Source organism: Rhodococcus sp. NPDC055024 (assembly GCF_053608585.1).
In genome coordinates this window covers 132,944-150,406 of record NZ_JBSGVT010000005.1, presented here as the reverse complement: position 1 = coordinate 150,406, position 17,463 = coordinate 132,944, and the positions used below count along the sequence as shown (strand labels likewise).

At 62.2% G+C, this 17,463-nt stretch carries 17 protein-coding genes; 10 read left to right on the top strand and 7 right to left on the bottom strand.

The window, feature by feature from the left end; all coding sequences use genetic code 11:
- Positions 1-14: 14 nt before the first annotated feature.
- Together ACWF6P_RS13560 and iolC are read right to left on the bottom strand one after the other, a co-directional pair.
- Complete coding sequence (locus ACWF6P_RS13560; RefSeq protein ID WP_452621319.1) at positions 15-914, bottom strand: Cgl0159 family (beta/alpha)8-fold protein; 900 nt, start codon at positions 912-914, stop codon at positions 15-17.
- Positions 907-1,911, bottom strand: a complete 1,005-nt coding sequence (gene iolC, locus ACWF6P_RS13555; RefSeq protein WP_003940877.1) for a 5-dehydro-2-deoxygluconokinase — start codon at positions 1,909-1,911, stop codon at positions 907-909. Before iolC ends, ACWF6P_RS13560 begins: the two co-directional genes overlap by 8 nt.
- Positions 1,912-2,112: 201 nt before the next feature.
- Between iolC and ACWF6P_RS13550 the strand changes: the two genes are divergently transcribed.
- The 5 genes from ACWF6P_RS13550 (at position 2,113) to ACWF6P_RS13530 (ending at position 7,578) form a co-directional block, all read left to right on the top strand.
- The gene (locus tag ACWF6P_RS13550; RefSeq protein ID WP_452621318.1) at positions 2,113-2,850 is read left to right on the top strand and encodes a GntR family transcriptional regulator; all 738 of its coding nucleotides are present in this window, start codon (positions 2,113-2,115) and stop codon (positions 2,848-2,850) included.
- A gap of 106 nt (positions 2,851-2,956) precedes the next feature.
- Positions 2,957-4,105 carry a Gfo/Idh/MocA family protein gene (locus tag ACWF6P_RS13545; protein WP_452621317.1) on the top strand — a complete coding sequence of 383 codons (1,149 nt, stop codon included), beginning with the start codon at positions 2,957-2,959 and terminating at the stop codon, positions 4,103-4,105.
- Between the two features lie 30 nt (positions 4,106-4,135).
- Positions 4,136-5,521 carry an MFS transporter gene (locus ACWF6P_RS13540; RefSeq protein WP_452621316.1) on the top strand — a complete coding sequence of 462 codons (1,386 nt, stop codon included), beginning with the start codon at positions 4,136-4,138 and terminating at the stop codon, positions 5,519-5,521.
- A 121-nt stretch (positions 5,522-5,642) separates the two neighbouring features.
- Complete coding sequence (gene iri / locus ACWF6P_RS13535; RefSeq protein ID WP_452621315.1) at positions 5,643-7,094, top strand: rifampin monooxygenase Iri; 1,452 nt, start codon at positions 5,643-5,645, stop codon at positions 7,092-7,094.
- Between the two features lie 103 nt (positions 7,095-7,197).
- Entirely contained in the window at positions 7,198-7,578 is a 381-nt protein-coding gene (locus tag ACWF6P_RS13530; RefSeq protein WP_378545116.1) for a hypothetical protein, read from the top strand.
- Positions 7,579-7,617: 39 nt separating this feature from the next.
- Here the strand turns inward: ACWF6P_RS13530 and ACWF6P_RS13525 are convergent, their stop codons facing one another.
- The 3 genes from ACWF6P_RS13525 to ACWF6P_RS13515 form a co-directional block, all read right to left on the bottom strand.
- A complete protein-coding gene (locus tag ACWF6P_RS13525; protein WP_241199139.1) occupies positions 7,618-7,935 on the bottom strand; it encodes a hypothetical protein in 318 nt (105 codons plus the stop codon).
- Between the two features lie 61 nt (positions 7,936-7,996).
- The gene (locus ACWF6P_RS13520) at positions 7,997-9,181 is read right to left on the bottom strand and encodes a phytanoyl-CoA dioxygenase family protein (protein ID WP_452621314.1); all 1,185 of its coding nucleotides are present in this window, start codon (positions 9,179-9,181) and stop codon (positions 7,997-7,999) included.
- Between the two features lie 69 nt (positions 9,182-9,250).
- Complete coding sequence (locus tag ACWF6P_RS13515; RefSeq protein ID WP_452621313.1) at positions 9,251-10,273, bottom strand: Gfo/Idh/MocA family oxidoreductase; 1,023 nt, start codon at positions 10,271-10,273, stop codon at positions 9,251-9,253.
- An 80-nt stretch (positions 10,274-10,353) separates the two neighbouring features.
- Between ACWF6P_RS13515 and ACWF6P_RS13510 the strand changes: the two genes are divergently transcribed.
- The gene (locus ACWF6P_RS13510) at positions 10,354-11,394 is read left to right on the top strand and encodes a Gfo/Idh/MocA family protein (RefSeq protein WP_452621312.1); all 1,041 of its coding nucleotides are present in this window, start codon (positions 10,354-10,356) and stop codon (positions 11,392-11,394) included.
- Here the strand turns inward: ACWF6P_RS13510 and ACWF6P_RS13505 are convergent.
- Both ACWF6P_RS13505 and ACWF6P_RS13500 read right to left on the bottom strand, forming a co-directional pair.
- Positions 11,391-12,167: a TIM barrel protein gene (locus tag ACWF6P_RS13505; protein WP_452621311.1), complete on the bottom strand. Its 777-nt coding sequence runs from the start codon at positions 12,165-12,167 to the stop codon at positions 11,391-11,393. The genes ACWF6P_RS13510 and ACWF6P_RS13505 overlap by 4 nt on opposite strands.
- Positions 12,164-13,189, bottom strand: coding sequence for a Gfo/Idh/MocA family oxidoreductase (locus ACWF6P_RS13500; RefSeq protein WP_452621310.1), 1,026 nt, complete (start codon positions 13,187-13,189; stop codon positions 12,164-12,166). Before ACWF6P_RS13500 ends, ACWF6P_RS13505 begins: the two co-directional genes overlap by 4 nt.
- Before the next feature lie 121 nt (positions 13,190-13,310).
- Between ACWF6P_RS13500 and ACWF6P_RS13495 the strand changes: the two genes are divergently transcribed.
- The 4 genes from ACWF6P_RS13495 to ACWF6P_RS13480 all read left to right on the top strand — a co-directional run bounded on the left by ACWF6P_RS13495 (position 13,311) and on the right by ACWF6P_RS13480 (position 17,406).
- Complete coding sequence (locus tag ACWF6P_RS13495) at positions 13,311-14,306, top strand: LacI family DNA-binding transcriptional regulator (RefSeq protein WP_452621309.1); 996 nt, start codon at positions 13,311-13,313, stop codon at positions 14,304-14,306.
- Between the two features lie 160 nt (positions 14,307-14,466).
- Positions 14,467-15,468 carry a substrate-binding domain-containing protein gene (locus ACWF6P_RS13490; RefSeq protein WP_003941029.1) on the top strand — a complete coding sequence of 334 codons (1,002 nt, stop codon included), beginning with the start codon at positions 14,467-14,469 and terminating at the stop codon, positions 15,466-15,468.
- A 63-nt stretch (positions 15,469-15,531) separates the two neighbouring features.
- Positions 15,532-16,590: an ABC transporter permease gene (locus tag ACWF6P_RS13485; RefSeq protein ID WP_069145865.1), complete on the top strand. Its 1,059-nt coding sequence runs from the start codon at positions 15,532-15,534 to the stop codon at positions 16,588-16,590.
- A 3-nt stretch (positions 16,591-16,593) separates the two neighbouring features.
- Positions 16,594-17,406, top strand: a complete 813-nt coding sequence (locus tag ACWF6P_RS13480) for an ATP-binding cassette domain-containing protein (protein ID WP_007727336.1) — start codon at positions 16,594-16,596, stop codon at positions 17,404-17,406.
- The last annotated feature ends 57 nt before the right edge of the window (positions 17,407-17,463 follow it).

The following is a 17,463-nucleotide window of genomic DNA, read 5'->3' as shown; positions in this document are numbered from 1 at the left end:
CTGCCAGGTCGGTTCTAGTGGACGAGCTTGACGGCGGTGTCGACGGCCGCGGTGACGTCGCTGTCTGGTGGGTAGAGCAGCGCACGCCCGACGATCAATCCGCGCACGGACGGCAGCTGAAGGGCAGCGTCCCACTTTGCGTACGTCTCTTCCGGCGCGATCTGCGGATCGCCGCCCAACAGGAGCGTCGGGAGAGTCGTCGCATCCATGACGCGTTCCATCTCCTCGACGACCGGCAACTTCATCCACGTGTACGCCGAGGTGGAGCCGAGGCCCTGGGAGATATGGATGGACTTGATCACGGCGTCGGGGCTGAGATCGTTGACCACCTTGCCGTTCACGCGACTGGAGAGGAACGGCTCGAGCATCGCGATCAGTCCGGCCGCGGCCAGTTCGTCCACGGCTTCCGCACATGCCGTCATGGTGGGCAGAGTGCCCGCGTCGTCGAGTGCGATGCGCAGCAGCATCTTTCCGCCGTTCATGCCGAACTTTGCGGTACCGGCCGCGGTGTAACCCGTCATGCGGTCGTCGAGTTCGAAGCTGGCGCCTGCCAGGCCGCCGCGGTTCATCGACGAGAAGACGACCTTGTCGTCGAGGGCGCCGAGGAGGAGCAGATCGTCGAGAATGTCCGCAGTACCGAGAACGCCGTCGACTCCGGGATTGTCGAGAGCAGTGCGCAACCGGTCCAGCAGATCGGTACGACTGTTCATCGCTGTCGGCTTGCCGCCGACAGACAGCGCCCCACGCGCCGGATGATCGGCAGCGACGATCATGAGCCGGCCGTTGCCTCGAACAGTGGCGCGAGGAGTTCGTGCAGCCCAAGCCTTTTCGATGATCTGCGGATCGCTCGCACGCAGTTCCGTCACTTCGGCGTAGGTGGTGGCGAGGGGGCGGGCGGCGAGCTTGTCAGACATTGACTGCCTCCGTGGCTGTGGCTTCGGCGAGATCGTGGACTTCTTCGGCGGTCGGCATCGCAGTGGAGCATTCGAGCCGAGATGCGACTATCGCGCCGGCCGCGTTGGCGTAGCGCAGTACCTTCTCCAGCGGCCACCCGGCCAACAGTCCGTGGCACAGTGATCCGCCGAAGCTGTCGCCTGCTCCCAGCCCGTTGACCACGTCGACGGTGTTGGGCGGCACGGTGATCGACTGCTTACGCGTTTTGCCGAGTACACCCTTCGGGCCCTGCTTCACGATGGCCAGTTCGACTCCGAGGTCGAGAAGCGCGTCCGCAGCCTTGTTCGGGTTGGTCTCACCGACAGCGATTTCGCACTCTTCACGATTCCCGACCGCTACCGTCACGTGTGCGAGGGCGCGCTGTACCTGCGTGGTCGCGTCCTGCGGCGTCGACCAGAACATCGGGCGGTAGTCCAGGTCTAGAACGGTCAGCGGGCGGCGTTCGCGGGCTTCCCAGGCGGCGAAGTGTGCGCTGCGGCTCGGTTCTTCGGACAGCCCCGTCACAGTCGACCAGTACAGCGAGGCTGTTCGAACGGCGTCGAGGTCGATGTCTTGCGGGGTGATCCGAAGATCAGGCGCATGCGGCTTGCGATAGAAGTACAGAGGAAAGTCGTCCGGGGGGAAGATCTCGCAGAACGTCACCGGTGTCGGATACTCCGAATTGGTGACGACAAACCTGTTGTCGACACCGAGACGTGCCAATTCGCGTGTGACGAACTTCCCGAAGGGATCGTTGCCGACGCCGGAGATCAATGCTGCTCGCCGACCGAGGCGCGCGGCCGCCACCGAGACATTGGCTGCGCTGCCGCCGAGGAACTTGCCGAACGTCTCGACGTCCTCAAGTCCGACACCGGTCTGAAGTGGGTAGATGTCCACACCCGATCGGCCGATGGCAAGCACGTCGAAGGGTGCGTCAGGGATGTGTGACCCGCTCTGGTGAGTGTTGATGCTTGTCAAAACTGACTCCCGAGAGTTCGTGGTGGGTTGCCCACGCAGGGCACCGATGTATGACTGAAACTGTGCGCCGCGACACAGCGATTGTCAATAGTTTGTCTGGACATTATGACTTGCGGTCAAGTGAATGTTAGTGTTCGCATACACTGCCGAGAGAAGTAGCGTCGATACGGCGCCTTCCCAAGTCAGAGATCGGAGTTGACCGTGGTCGCAGCACTCGCCGTCGAGTTGGACCGCTCGAGCCCAGTGCCGCTGTATTTTCAGCTGGCCCAGGCAATCGAGGGCGCTATTCTCGGTGGCGACCTTGCCCCAGGCGATCGCTTCGAGAACGAATTGGCGTTGGCCAAACGGCTCAATCTCTCGCGTCCGACCACACGACGCGCGATTCAGGAACTGGTGGACAAGGGCCTGCTTGTTCGCAAGCGGGGTGTCGGAACTCAGGTGGTGCAGAGTCCGGTGCACCGCCCTGTCGAGCTCACCAGCCTGTTCGACGATCTGGCGAGGGCAGGCCAGGCGCCGACGACAAAGCTGCTCGAGTTCACGGTGGGAGTTCCCGGCGAAGATGTTGCCGCGGAACTCAACCTCGAACCTGACGCCGAAGTGGCCACCATCAGGCGTCTGCGGAGCACCAACGGTGAACCGCTGGCAGTGATGACCAATTACATTCCGGTGGACATCGCACCCGACCCCGAGGAGTTGGAGACGCAGGGGCTCTACCAGACCTTGCGAACTCGCGGCGTTCACATCCGTGTGGCGCGGCAGCGAATCGGCGCTCGGGCGGCGACTCGCGAAGAAGCAGGATTGCTCGACGAGAAAATGGGTGCTGCCCTCTTGACCATGAGCCGCACTGCATTTGACGATTCAGGTAGTGCCGTCGAGTACGGCAGCCACTGCTACCGGGCGTCGCGTTACTACTTCGACACCACTGTGGTCGACCGCTAGATCTCGATCCCGGTGACACGAGTACCCGCCTGACCGCGTCAGTGGGGGTGATTTGTGACCCCAGAATTTCTGCGATCCTTCGATCATATGACCCGAACGGAGCCTCATGACAGGCATTTCTGTAGCAGTTGCCGGATTCGGATGGATGGGCCGCGTACACACGCAGGCGTATCTGCGTTTGCGGCAGCACTATCCCCAGCTTCCCGTGATCCGCCTCGCTGCCGTCGCCGACGAAGTGCCGGGCCGAGGGGAGGAAGCAGCGGACCAATTCGGTTTCGACGCTTTCACCCAGGACTGGCGCGATATCGCAGCCGATCCGGCGATCGACGCGGTGAGCATCACGGCCCCGAACTTCTTGCACCGTGAAATCGGCGTCGCAATGGCAGAGGCCGGCAAACACATCTGGATCGAGAAGCCCGTCGGGTTGTCCACGGAAGACGCGAAAGCTGTTGCAGCAGCTGTCTCGAAGGCCGGTGTGCAGTCGAGCGTCGGCTTCAATTATCGAAACGCGCCGGCCGTGGCCCTGGCAAAGAGCCTGATCGAGTCGGGGGAGTTGGGCACGATCACCCATTCGCGTTTTCGCTTCCTCAGCGACTACGCGGCGCACCCCGAAGGCGCTTTGAGTTGGCGGTACGAGCGTGAGCGCGGCGGCGCCGGCGTCCTGGGTGACTTGGCTTCGCACGGTATCGATCTCATCCGTCATCTCCTCGGAGACGTCGACGCCCTCGTTGCGGATACTGCCATCTTCATCCCGGAGCGGGCGCGACCGTCCGCCGCAACCAGTGGACATGCACGGGCCATCGGCGGAGAGATGGGGGCTGTCGAGAACGAGGACTTCGTCAGTGCACTGCTGCGCCTCGGTTCGGGTGGCCGCTGCACCCTCGAAGCGTGCCGAGTCGCCGTGGGAGAGCAGAACAACTACGGATTCGAGATTCACGGCACGAAGGGCGCCGTGTTCTGGGACTACCGCCGGATGGGTGAACTGGGCACCAGCCTCGGCTCGAAGTACCAGGACCAATCCGTCACGACGGTTTTGGTCGGCCCAGAGTCGGGTGAGTTCGGCCGCTTCCAGCCCGGCGCGGCCAACGCGATGGGCTACGACGACCTGAAAGTGATCGAGGCTCGCAATTTCATCTCTTCGATCGTGGACGGAGCGCCGCAGGGCGCGACCATCGCTGATGCTGTCGCGTCGGCGCAGGCTCTGGACGCGATGGTCGCCTCGGTGTCCTCCGGCGGTTGGATCACTCTCGGCTGATCGACAGCGTCTCCGAAAGGCTCTGGCGCAGTGACATTTCCCCGCGGGCTGGCGCTGCTGGTGGCAGCAGCGCTGTTCATGGAGATGCTCGACGCGACGATTCTCACAACGGCGCTGCCGTCGATCGCCGAATCATTCGGAGTCGCTGCCGTCGACGTCAATGTCGCCGTTTCTTCGTATCTCTTGGTGTTGGCAGTCTTGATTCCGGCGAGCGGATGGATGGCCGACAGATTCGGAACGCGGCGTGTCTTCATCTCCGCCATAGCCGTTTTCACTGTGGCATCGGTGGGATGTGCTCTCAGTACGTCCCTCCCGATGCTGGTGGGAATGCGCGCATTACAAGGGGTAGGCGGCGCCATGATGGTGCCGGTGGGGCGGCTCGCAGTATTGCGGGTGACGTCGAAGGCGGAACTGGTACGGGCAATCGCCTACCTGACGTGGCCGGCGCTCACAGCGCCGGTTCTCGCGCCCGCTCTGGGTGGAGCCATCGTGTCGATCGCGTCGTGGCGCTGGATATTCCTGATCAACGTCCCGATCGGGATCGTCGGGTTTCTCCTTGCATTGCGCATGGTGCCTGAAATTCGGGAAGCGCAAAAACGAAGCCTCGACTGGCTGGGCCTGGTGGTGATCGGAGCAGGCGTCGCCGTGCTCGTTGTGGCACTCGACAGCGTGCACAGTTCCGGGACCGATTGGATTCGAGTGGGCCTCGGGATCGTTGTGTCTCTGATCTTGTTGACCTTGGCCGTCATTCACCTCCTCCGGTCGGATCACCCGCTCATTGCGCTCGGGGTCCTGCGGCTCCGATCGTTTCGGATTGTCGCGTCGAGCGGCTCGCTGTACCGGCTCGTGATCATGGGTGTGCCGTTTGTGCTGCCGCTGTTGTTCCAAGTGGGATTCGGAATGTCGGCGTTCAAGGCTGGTCTGCTGGTGATGGCTCTGTTTGTGGGCAACATCGCGATCAAACCGCTCACCACGCCGCTCATGCGCAGGTTCGGGATCAGACGAGTTCTGGTGGGGAACGGCGTTCTGTCGGTGGTGTGCTTCGGTGCGCTGGCACTGATTTCGTCGTCGACACCGGACGGAGTTGTCGCCGTGGCGCTGTTCGTCAGCGGCGCGCTGCGATCAATCGGGTTCACCGCGTACAACAGCTTGGCATTCGCCGAGGTCGACTCGGGGGAGCTGACCGATGCCAATACCTTGCATGCAACCCTGCAGGAGCTGGCGTCCGGTCTGGGTATTGCGCTGTCCGCGTTGGTGATCACGCTCTGCACGCCACTGGCGGAGTCCGGCGATCTTGGCGGAGGAGTGCCGTTTTCGCTGACACTGGGTGTTCTCGGGCTCATGCTGGTGCCGACGGTGATCGAGAGTTGGCGGCTCCCGCACGGTACAGGCGCTGCGGTGTTGGCGCGCCGATGAAGAGGGGCCTCCCGCCACATTCATCATAACGCGGGACCGGGGGCTTGCCGCAAGGCCCGGGTGATGGTGCAGACTCGGCTGCTGCGAGCAAGCAAATGCCTTGCCCGGAGGAGGGGTTTGCATGAGTGACGTCATCATCGTCGGTGCCGGACCAACCGGATTGATGCTGGCAGGCGAGCTCCGGCTACACGGCGTCGACGTCGTTGTCATTGACAAGGACGAGGAGCCGACCCGGTTCGTCCGTGCCCTCGGCATTCACGTCCGCAGCATCGAAATCATGGAACAGCGCGGGTTGCTGGACAAGTTCCTCGCGCACGGCCGCAAGTACCCGCTCGGCGGATTCTTCGCGGGGATCAGCAAGCCGGCACCCGCTCACCTCGATACTGCGCACGGATACGTACTGGGCATACCTCAGCCCGAGATCGACAGGATTCTTGCCGAACACGCCACCGACGTCGGCGCGGACATTCAGCGAGGGAAGCGCGTCGTCGCAATCCGTCAAGACAGTGACAACGTCGCAGCGGAATTGTCGGACGGCACAACACTTCACGCGCGGTACCTCGTAGGCTGCGACGGTGGGCGTAGCACCGTTCGGAAGCTGATCGACGTCGGGTTTCCCGGCGAGCCGTCGAGCGCCGACACGCTGATCGGCGTAATGGACGTGACAATGCCGGCTGATGAACTGGCCGCCGTTGTCGCCGAAATCCGGGAAACGCACAAACGATTCGGAGTCGGTCCCGCGGGCAATGGTGCTTTTCGCGTCGTGGTACCCGCGGCCGAAGTTGCCGACGGTCGCGCGGTTCCGACGACGCTCGACGACATCAAGCAACAGCTACTGGCCATTGCCGGCACCGACTTCGGTGTGCACTCGCCGCGGTGGCTCTCGCGCTTCGGTGACGCCACCCGACTGGCGGAGCACTACCGCCGTCACCGGGTTTTCCTCGCCGGCGATGCCGCTCACATCCACCCACCGATGGGCGGACAAGGCCTCAATCTCGGTGTCCAAGATGCCTTCAACCTCGGCTGGAAGCTCGCCGCAGAGATCAACGGTTGGGCGCCGGAGAGCCTGCTCGACACGTACGAATCGGAACGGCGTCCGGTGGCTGCCGACGTTCTCGACAACACGCGCGCGCAGGCGGAGCTGATCTCCACCGCAGCCGGTCCACAAGCTGTGCGACGCTTGATCTCCGAGCTGATGGACTTCGAAGACGTCAAGCGTTATCTGACCGAGAAGATCACTGCGATCTCGATTCGCTACGACTTCGGCAAAGGTGACGACCTACTCGGTCGGAGGCTGCGGAACATCGCGTTGACGCGCGGCAACCTGTACGACCTGATGCGATCCGGCCGCGGACTTCTGCTCGACGGACTTCTGCTCGACCAGGGTGGCCAACTGTCGGTAGATGGTTGGAGTGATCGCGTCGACCACGTGGTCGACACCAGCACCGAATTGGACGCACCGGCCGTACTGCTTCGACCGGATGGTCACGTGGCATGGGTCGGGGATTCGCAGGCGGAGTTGGATACTCAGCTGTCCAAGTGGTTCGGCCGGCCGGCGAGGGGCCCCGTGTGACTCTTCGGATTCGGCAACCGAGCACCGTGGCGACTCGGACGCACTACCGTTGACGACTATGAGGCGAAGGTCAGCACAGGTTGCGGCTGCGGCAGCGGGCTCTGTGGGAGCGCTGATGCTGACAAGCTGCACGACCAATGTCGATGTGCCGAAAACCTTTGCCGCCACGATAACGGTGACCGGTCAGGCAGAGCAGGCCGAGACGGTCTCTGGAGAGTGCGTGATCGACATGATTCGTGTTGCTCCGAACGACCAGATTCAGATTTTCGGGGGCAGCGGCGCTGCATCCACAAGGTCGACACTCGAGGTCGAGGCAATCGATCAACTTCCCGACGGAATGAGCACCTGCTCCTACACCGCACATTTTGATGCCGTCCCCGCAAACCAGAGAAACTATGAGGTGAGCTTGGGCCACTTCTCTCCGGAGTCCTTCAGCTCAGATGAGTTGGAGAACGGTATCACCTATCAACTTCGCCGGCCCTGACTGAACCAGTTCTCCCTCGCGTTGTATCCGGTCCGACTTTCACTCAGCTCGCTTGGTGGTCCCGTCGCCTCCGCGCTGTCGAGCCTTACCGGGGTTGATGTGGAGCCGAACACCCTCGTAGGCGACTGTGTACGGCACATCGTCGTCGTTGTCCGGGTCGCCGGAGTCCGCAGGATCCGGAAGTTCCGCGATCTGTTCGATGACAGTCTGTGCTCGCGCCGCACCGGGATCGAACATCTCCTGAAACGGCCCGACGAACGACCCCCCAAGCCCGCGGCGCCTTGCCCGAACAGCCGCCCACCCGAACACCGCCAACGGGCCGATCATGGCGAACAGCACTAACAAGTCCCACCCCATGCCACGAGCGTACCGACTGACCGGCATTGGGCGGTCCAAGTCTCGTCAGCGCTGTCGTCCCTCAGGCCATTCGTCTCTCGGACTGTGCCTTCAGCAACTCGGCCAGATGGTCAGGCGAGATCCGCTCGCGAACCGCCTCCGTCACGAGTTCTGCCTGCGTCTGAGGCGCGAGGCCGTCGATCGGTTGGTCTCGGTCCAGATTGGTCGGGAAGGCGTAGCCCTCAGCGGAAGCGGCGACGGCACAGCGAACGGACTCGTCGGAACCTGCTTCGCTGAGGGCGAGCAGTGCCGGATAGATCGCGTTGACGAGCGCCTCCCGGTCGATGGTTCCGAGGGCGCGACCGAAGGCTGACGACACCTGAAGAAGATTTGCCATGCGCAGGACGTTGGCGGATTTGTTGTGGCCGGCGGCGTGGAACAGTGCAGGGTTGAAGAAGACGGCATCTCCCTTCTCCAAAGGTAATTGGACGTAATTGGCCTCGAAGTAGTCCTTGAACTCGGGACGCTCGAACGCGAGGTATCCGGATTCGAATTGTTGGGAGTACGGCAGATATTTCGTCGGGCCCGTCTCGACCGGCATGTCCACATGGGCGACTGCACCTTGCAAGGTGAGGGCGGGGGTCAAGCGGTGCACATGCGCCCGAAACTTCGCGGCTACGTCGCTCGACATGAAGCCGAGGTGGTAGTCGCGATGCGGGTTCTGCGCGGATCCACCAGGATTGACGACGTTGACGTCTGACGTCACCTGATACATGGGGCCGAGCCACGCTTCGGAAGCCAGAGCGACGATGCTGTTCGAGTAGTAGTCGACGTAGGCCCCGGGATCTTCGAGCGCCAGCTTCAGCTGTGCGCCCCAGATCCGGTCGTTGGCTCCGGGTTTGGCGAAGTGATCTCCGGACGTCACGCCGGATTCGTGTTGGCGCGCAATGAGTTCACGAAAGACTGCACTGGCGCGATCCAATACCTCCGCGTCGAATGCGCCTTGGAAGACCGTGATGCCGGGCCCGGTGAGTAACGCACGGGCGATCTCGTCCTGAATCTCCGCGCGGATTTCAGGATTCGACGATTGTTCGACCAATGCCTTCGAGTCGTACAGCAGGACCCCGTCGGCCACAGAATCGGCGTATCGGTAATCCACCAAGTCTGTCTCGTATGCGACCAAAGCGGCGAAGTCTTCGATGTTGCAGTTTTGCCGGTGCAACCTACCCGCGGACGGCACGGTGTGGTCGGTCAGTGCTGGAGTCATTCGGGGACCTTTCCTGCGGGATTCAAGATGCGCTGTGACTCAAACACTGCCAAGGAAAAGCCATCGAAACTACCCCTGAAATCCATCAAAAAGACCTCGAGAAGCGTCCCCCATGGTTTCGACCGAGACAGTTTCTCCTTCGGAGTGCATCGACTTGATCACTGCCGCAGCCACGAGGTTTGCCTGCAGTCCGTCGGCTGCTGTGGCCAACGTCGACGGTCTACCGGTGCTCAACGCGTCGATCCACTCGTGAAGTTGGCGCCGATACGACTCGGCAAAACGCGGAATCCAATCCGCCGCATAGCCGTACGAGTGGGAGCGGTCCGTGTCGGTGTGAATGACCACGGGTTCGGCGAGGCGAGCCGCGCCGATTTCGCCCACGACCTCGCACCGAGTGTCGTAGCCGTACCGCGCGTTCAGAAAGATCTCGACCGTGGTGAGAACGCCGTCCGCGGTGCGAAGCATGATCACTTGCGGATCCTGGCGATCGGTCACGAGTGAGCTGGAGCGCCCGCAGTGCCAACTGGCCGCAACGACGGGGGAGTTCAGGATCCACGGCACGATGTCGAGTTCGTGAATCGCGGAGTTGGTCACCGTGGATTCCGAACTGCCGCCTGGGTAGGTGCTGACTGTTCGACTCGAGCAGTGCACGATCAGTGGGTCTCCGATACGGCCCGAATGTGTTTCGGCCTTCAGCGCTACGTATCCCGGATCGAACCGACGCATGAAGCCGACGCTCACCAGAGGGCTTTCGGGGTTCTCGGCTGCAACAACGCGTCGGCAATCCTGCGCTGTCACTGCAAGAGGCTTTTCGCACAGAACCGGTTTTCGGGCTTCGATCGCAGCAAGGGAGAGGTCGGCATGCGTCGAATCGTGGGAAGCGATGACTACGGCATCCACGTCAGCGTCGTTGATCAGTTTCAAGGGATCGGTCACCCACCGTGCTCCGACTGCCGACGCAACCGACACTGCCCGGTCCTGATCGAGGTCTGCGACCACTGAGACCGTTGCCCCGGAGACCGTGAAATGCAGATTGTGGACGTGGTCGGCGCCCATGACGCCGGTTCCGATCACACCGACACGAATCGACATGAGGTTCCTACTTCCAGAGAGTTTAATTGGACAACATAATGTCCTTACATAGTTCGCGATTCGACTCTACAGTTCGAGGCATGACTTCTTCTACCGTTCTGGAACTCCCTCGCACCCGGGTCCCCGATCCGATCGACGCCCCGACTTTGCGCTGGGGGATCCTCGGTCCTGGCTGGATTGCACAGCGCTTCGTGGAATCCCTGCAGACCAATACAGCTCAGGAGGTGACGGCAGTTGCTTCGCGTGGACTGGCCCGAGCGCAGGCCTTCGCGGACCAGTGGGGGATCCGACGCGCTCACGGCAGTTACGAAGCTTTGCTTGCCTCCGAGGAGGTGGACGTCGTCTATGTCGCAACCCCGCACACTGCTCATTTCGATTGCGCGATGGCGGCATTGGATCACGGAAAGCATGTTGTGATCGAGAAACCACTTGCCTTGAACGGCGGACAGGGACGTGCCATTCAAGAGAGGGGAGCAGCGCTCGGATTGTTCTGCATGGAGGCGATGTGGACGTCCTTCCTGCCCAAGTTCGATGTGATCGACCAGATCATCGAGGCTGGACTTCTGGGAACCATACGTACGGTTCTGGCAGATCACGGTGAACGGTTCGAGACCGATCACCGTATTTACGATCCGGCGCTCGCGGGCGGGCCGCTTCTCGACCTCGGGACCTATCCGGTCAGTCTTGCGCATCGAGTGCTGGGTGTTCCGACTTCGGTTTTCGCTTTCGGTCAGCCGGCGAACGACCAAGTGAACGGCCAGATTTCCGCGGTGCTCTCCTGGTCCGGTGTAGCTCAGGCGAGTCTGAGCACCACCATCCTCGCTGACACACCCAACACCGCCTCGATCTGCGGTGACAAGGGGATGATCGTTCTGGACTCGATGTTCTACCGCCCCGGGTCCTTCACGGTCCGGCTCGGAGACGGAAGTTCTGCGCGCTACGACGACCCGGTCGACGGATACGTCGGCGGTCTCGCGTTCGAGGCTGCCGACGCGGCGCGGAGGATCACCGCCGGGGATGTCGAGTCGCCGGTCCATCCGCTCGACGCGGCTGTTGCGACGCTCGACATCCTCGACGAGATCCGCCGTCAGGTGGGGATTACGTTCCCGGGGAAGGCCTAGAGTGTGAAGGCTTTCCGGAAGGCAGTGAGCGCGGTGTCATTGTCTCCCGACGCCCAACCCTCCAAACCGATTGTGCCGGTGTATCCCTGGTCAGCGAGAACGCGTGCGATGGCGGGGTAGTTGATCTCGCCGGTTCCAGGTTCGCAGCGCCCAGGTACGTCGGCCACCTGAATCTCGCCGATGTTGTCACCACAACGCCGCACGAGTTCGATGAGGTTTCCTTCGCCGATCTGTGCGTGGTAGAGATCGAGCATCATCTTGAGGTTCGGGTGTGAGACGGATTCCACCAGTGCCAGAGTGTCTTTGGCTCGGGCCATCGGAACTCCGGGGTGATCGACAATCGTATTGAGATTCTCGAGGCAGAAGACAACTCCGGCGTCTTCGCCGAGGCGCGCGATCTTCTCGAGTGCGCGGCCGGCGGTCAGCCACATCGCCCCGGTAGTTCGATACTGCGGGCGAGCAGCCTGCCCGTCGATCAGCTCACCGGTGTGGAAGTTCAGCCGGGGAACGCCGAGTTTCGCTGCCGGAGCGAGGCACAGCTGCGCCGTGCGTACCAGTTCGGCGCTGCCCGCCTCGTCGAACAAATCGCCGTGCAGGTAGCCGGTCATCGAGGAGAACCGAGCTCCGGTGGCGACAAGAGCGTCGAGGTCCTTGTCCTGCCAACTCCAGATCTCTGCAGCAAATCCCGCATCCGAGATCCGCCGAACACGCTCGACGAAGGGGAGTTCGGTGAACGTCATTTCGGCGGAGACCGCCAAGTCGAACGGGCTCATCGCGGCACCGACAGTAGCGACACCGGCAGCCCGGTTTCCACGGATTCTTTTGCAGCCAAGGCAATTTCCAGCGCGTTGCGGGCATCGAGACCGTCAACTGACGGCGCAGTACCGGAGCGGACGCAATCGGCGAAGTGTGCCAGTTGAGCGACATATGCGTCATGGAAGAGTTCGATGTTCACCCGGGGTGTGTCGGCCAGAACACCCGGCGAGCTGTACTGACGCATCGCGGTCCGAGTGACCTCTCCTGCACTCACCATTCCTCCGGAACCGAAGACTTCACCGCGCACGTCATAGCCGTAGGTGGCCTGGAAGTTGGCCTCGGCCGACGCGAGGGCGCCGTTGTCGAAGCGCAACTGAACCATCGACGTATCGAGGCACCCCTGCTCCTTGTACTGCGGATGGATGAGAGCATCGGCCTGCGCGAACACCTCGACGACGCGTGCCCCCGGGTTGAGCCAGAGCAGAGCGTCGAAGTCGTGAATCAGCGTCTCGTTGAAGATGGTCCACGGCTTGACCCGAGCAGCGACGTCGGCGGTGATGCCCGGATCGCGGGTCAGGGAACGCAGTAGCTGTGGGGTCCCGATCCCGCCGGTGGTGATCACGTCGTGGGCTGCCGCGAAATCAGCGGCGAAGCGCCGATTGAAACCGACCTGCAGCGCAACGTTGTTCGCAGCGCACGCGCCGATTGCGCGATCGGCGTCTTCGAGCGTCAAGGCCATCGGCTTTTCGCAGAAGACATGCTTGCCGGCCTCCGCTGCTGCTACCACGAGATCGGTGTGAGTTGATGCGGGCGTACTGATGAGCACCGCTTCGACATTCGGATCGGCGATCAGTTCGAGTGCATCGGTATACGGGCGAGCGTCGGGCCTGACACGCTCGATCAATGACGCCGCAGCGCCGGCCGCGGGGTCGGCGACGGCGACCAGACGGGTGCCGGGGATGCGCAGCGCGACGGACTCGCCGTGGAAACGGCCGATCCATCCGGCGCCGATGAGACCGACTGCAACAGAGGCAGACATGGGGGCTCCGTTCGGAGTGAGAATGAGGAACTAGATCGTTCTAGTGGTGCCAGTAAAGCGCCGGTTGCGGCGCGCGTCAACGTTTGCGTGCATATTTGCTGGAACGATCTAGTCTGTTGAGGTGAACAGTCGACGCCCCACCTTGCAGGATGTTGCCGATCTGGCCGGAGTGTCACGCGCACTGGTGTCCATCGTCATTCGTGATGTCCCGGGTGCCAGCGATGCGACGCGTGTACGAGTCAAGGCGGCCGCGGACCAACTCGGCTATCGACCCGACAACGCTGCGCGACTGCTGCGTCAACATCGCAGCCGCTTGATCGGTGTCAGTTACGTTGCGGCGCAAACATTTCACGCGGAACTGCTCGATGAGATCTACGACGCAGCGGAAAGGTTGCGCTACGACGTCGTCCTCAGTGCCGTCTCGGATCGCAGGCCTGGCTCGCGCGCCGTGCGTACCCTTCTCGATGACCGATGCGAGGCGATCTTGCTGTTGGGTTCGCAGGCGCCGGAATCGGAGATCGTCGACCTGGCGGCCAAGGTTCCCGTCGTCGTGCTCGCGCGGAAGATGCCCTCAGTGCATGTGGACGTTGTCCGCACGGACGACGAGGCGGGCGCCGTGATGGCCGTGAATCATCTCGTTGAACTCGGGCACCGCTCGATCGTCCACGTCGACGGCGGACGCGGTCCGGGTGCCCAGGAGAGGCGTCAGGGCTACCGGAAGGCCATGCGGGCGACCGGTCTGGAATCGCGGATCCTTCCGGGCGGTCTCACGGAGGCGTTCGGGGCAGACGCCGCGCGGTCGATGGTCGAAGAAGGGCTTCCCAGTGCGGTCTTCGCTTTCAACGATCGTTGCGCGCTCGGAGTCCTGGACGTCTTCTTGCGTGCCGGGGTCTCGGTGCCCGGCGACGTCTCCGTGATCGGATTCGACAACAGTGCATTGGCAGGTTTGGCGCACATCGATCTGACCAGTGTCAGGCAGGACACGGCGTTTCTGGGCGGCGCCGCGGTGGAGCGGATCTCCGAACGCCTCGACGGCGGAAGTGGACTCTTGGGCAAGGACATAGTCGCGCAGCCACAACTAGTAGTTCGAGGTTCAACTGGACCTGCAGCGCGTTGACCTGGCGTTTCCACGGGATCCGGGTTGTCCCGTCTTTGATAAGCAGTCCTAATGTCAGAACAAACTATTGACATTCGACTGTGACGGGTATTACATCTTTCACATACAACCGAGCACCATCCGTTCGCGGGCCGTTGGTTGATGTCGAGAGGGAGTTCACATGTCGTTTCTCACGGGGCGCAAGAGCGTTGCCGTACTGGCCGGAGCCTCAGTCGTGGTCTTGGGTCTGGCCGCCTGTTCAAGCACCGGCGGTAAGCCGGATTCTTCCGGATCCGGAATGGGCGCGGGTACGGCGGACACGCCCCGCGCCACCATTGCGATGATCACCCACGAAGTTCCCGGTGACACGTTCTGGGATCTGGTGCGCAAGGGCGCCGAAACCGCAGCGGCGAAGGACAACATCGAACTTCGGTACTCCGCCGATCCCGAGGCACCGAATCAGGCCAACCTGGTTCAGAGCGCGATCGACAGCAAGGTCGACGGGATTGCAGTCACCCTCGCGAAGCCTGACGCCATGGTTGCCGCGGTCCAAAGTGCCACCGCCGCGGGCATTCCGGTGGTCGCCCTCAACTCGGGCCTCGAAACCTGGAAGGACATGGGCGTCAAGGAGTACTTCGGTCAGGACGAGTCGATTGCCGGTGAAGCTGCGGGCGAGCGACTCAACACCGAAGGAGCGACCAAGGTGTTGTGCGTCATTCAGGAGCAGGGCAACGTGAGCCTCGAATCACGTTGTGCCGGCGTGAAGAAGTCGTTCAAGGGAGCGACGGAGATTCTCAACGTCAACGGCAAGGACATGCCGTCGGTGGAGTCGACCATCACCGCGAAGCTTCAGCAGGACCCGGCCATCGATCGAGTCCTCGCTCTCGGTGCGCCGTTTGCATTGACGTCCGTGACGTCGGTCGGCAACGCAGGCAGCAAGGCGAAGGTGGTCACCTTCGACACCAACGCGGCTCTCGTCGACGCCATCAAATCCGGTGACGTGCAGTGGGCAGTGGACCAGCAACCCTTCCTGCAGGGCTACCTCGCCATCGATTCGCTGTGGCTATACCTCAACAACGGCAACGTGATCGGCGGCGGCCTGCCGACGCTGACCGGACCCGCGTTCATCGACAACACCAACATCGACTCGGTCGCCGAGTACGCCAAGAACGGAACTCGCTGATCCGGGCGCACGGAGGGCTGAGAATCCGCCCGCCGTGCGCCTGTCCAGCACGGAAGGGAAATCATGTCCACTCAGGCAGATCTCGACCTTGCCGCCCACAAAGTCGTGACCGATGAACGGGTGAAGGAGCAGAAGCGCATTCAGCGTCTGCTGCTCCGCCCCGAGATGGGTTCACTTGTCGGCGCCATCGCTATTTTCATCTTCTTCTGTATCGTCGCGGCGCCGTTCCGTACGCCGGAAGCGCTTGCGACAGTGCTCTACTCGAGCTCCACGATCGGCATCATGGCTTGTGCGGTCGCCCTGCTCATGATCGGCGGCGAGTTCGACCTCTCCGCCGGCGTCGCGGTCACCACGTCCTCGCTGGCAGCGTCCATGATCGCCTACAACCTGCACCTCAATCTGTGGGTGGGCGCAATTCTGGCGCTGGTGGTTTCGCTCGCGGTCGGATTCTTCAACGGTTACCTCGTCATGAAGACGAAGATTCCCAGCTTCCTCATCACCTTGAGTTCGTTCCTGATGTTGACCGGCATCAACCTGGCCGTCACCAAGCTCGTTAGTGGTCAAGTGGCCACACCCAGCGTCTCCGACATGGCCGGATTCGATTCCGCCAAAAAGGTATTCGCGTCGTCCTTCTCGGTATTCGGCGTGTCCGTCAAGATCACCGTCGTGTGGTGGCTGCTGTTCACCGCGATTGCCACGTTCATCTTGTTCAAGACCAAGATCGGCAACTGGATCTTCGCGGTCGGTGGTAATCAGGACAGCGCACGCGCGATCGGTGTGCCGGTGACGGCAGTCAAGATCGGTCTGTTCATGACCGTCGGCTTTGCGGCCTGGTTCGTGGGCATGCATCTGCTGTTCTCGTTCAACACCGTTCAGTCCGGTCAGGGAGTCGGTAACGAGTTCCTGTACATCATCGCCGCAGTCATCGGCGGTTGCTTGCTCACCGGTGGTTACGGAACCGCGATCGGCGCTGCGATCGGCGCATTCATCTTCGGTATGACCAACCAGGGCATCGTCTACGCAGGCTGGAACCCGGACTGGTTCAAGTTCTTCCTCGGCGCCATGCTGCTCTTCGCGGTCATCGCCAACAACGCATTCCGCAACTACGCTGCGAAAAGGTGACACATGAGTACCACAGCTGAAGTTCCCGCTCTCTCGAACTCGGGCGGCAACGTGCCACTGATCGAGCTCAAGGACGTCGGTAAGCAATACGGAAACATCATCGCGCTCAAGGGAATCAACCTCCGCGTCGGCGCGGGTGAGGTGACCGGCGTGCTCGGTGACAACGGCGCAGGCAAGTCCACACTGATCAAGATCATCGCCGGCCTGCACCAGCAGAGCGAAGGTGAACTGCTCGTCGACGGCGAACCGACGACGTTCCATTCTCCGAAAGAAGCGCTTGGCAAAGGCATCGCGACGGTCTACCAGGACCTCGCCGTTGTTGCGCTGATGCCGGTGTGGCGCAACTTCTTCCTCGGGCAGGAACTGCGCAAGGGCGGACTCATCAAGTCGCTCGACGCCAACGCCATGCGTGCGACGACGCTCTCGGAACTGTCGAAGATGGGCATCGAACTGCCCGACGTCGACGCACCGATCGGCAGCCTTTCCGGCGGTCAGCGTCAGTGTGTTGCCATCGCACGCGCCATCTTCTTCGGCGCGCGCGTGCTGATTCTCGACGAGCCGACAGCAGCGCTCGGCGTCAAGCAATCGGGAATGGTGTTGCGCTACATCACCGCTGCCAAGGAGCAGGGTTTCGGCGTCATCTTCATCACGCACAACCCGCACCACGCGTACATGGTCGGCGATCACTTCGTTCTCCTCAACCGAGGACGTCAGAAGCTCGACGCCAAGTACGACGACATCTCGCTCGAAGAACTGACCAAGGAGATGGCAGGCGGTGACGAGCTCGAGACACTGACCCACGAGCTTCGCCGCTAGATCAGAACGTCACGACTACTGCCTCGGTTCGAATCGAACCGAGGCAGTAGTCGTTTC

Excerpts from the sequence above, each read along its gene's own strand:
- ACWF6P_RS13560 (WP_452621319.1), bottom strand. The coding sequence starts at position 914 with ATGTCTGACAAGCTCGCCGCCCGCCCCCTCGCCACCACCTACGCCGAA.
- ACWF6P_RS13545 (WP_452621317.1), top strand. The coding sequence starts at position 2,957 with ATGACAGGCATTTCTGTAGCAGTTGCCGGATTCGGATGGATGGGCCGC.
- iri (WP_452621315.1), top strand. The coding sequence starts at position 5,643 with ATGAGTGACGTCATCATCGTCGGTGCCGGACCAACCGGATTGATGCTG.
- ACWF6P_RS13525 (WP_241199139.1), bottom strand. The coding sequence starts at position 7,935 with ATGGGGTGGGACTTGTTAGTGCTGTTCGCCATGATCGGCCCGTTGGCG.
- ACWF6P_RS13520 (WP_452621314.1), bottom strand. The coding sequence starts at position 9,181 with ATGACTCCAGCACTGACCGACCACACCGTGCCGTCCGCGGGTAGGTTG.
- ACWF6P_RS13515 (WP_452621313.1), bottom strand. The coding sequence starts at position 10,273 with ATGTCGATTCGTGTCGGTGTGATCGGAACCGGCGTCATGGGCGCCGAC.
- ACWF6P_RS13510 (WP_452621312.1), top strand. The coding sequence starts at position 10,354 with ATGACTTCTTCTACCGTTCTGGAACTCCCTCGCACCCGGGTCCCCGAT.
- ACWF6P_RS13505 (WP_452621311.1), bottom strand. The coding sequence starts at position 12,167 with ATGAGCCCGTTCGACTTGGCGGTCTCCGCCGAAATGACGTTCACCGAA.
- ACWF6P_RS13500 (WP_452621310.1), bottom strand. The coding sequence starts at position 13,189 with ATGTCTGCCTCTGTTGCAGTCGGTCTCATCGGCGCCGGATGGATCGGC.
- ACWF6P_RS13490 (WP_003941029.1), top strand. The coding sequence starts at position 14,467 with ATGTCGTTTCTCACGGGGCGCAAGAGCGTTGCCGTACTGGCCGGAGCC.
- ACWF6P_RS13485 (WP_069145865.1), top strand. The coding sequence starts at position 15,532 with ATGTCCACTCAGGCAGATCTCGACCTTGCCGCCCACAAAGTCGTGACC.
- ACWF6P_RS13480 (WP_007727336.1), top strand. The coding sequence starts at position 16,594 with ATGAGTACCACAGCTGAAGTTCCCGCTCTCTCGAACTCGGGCGGCAAC.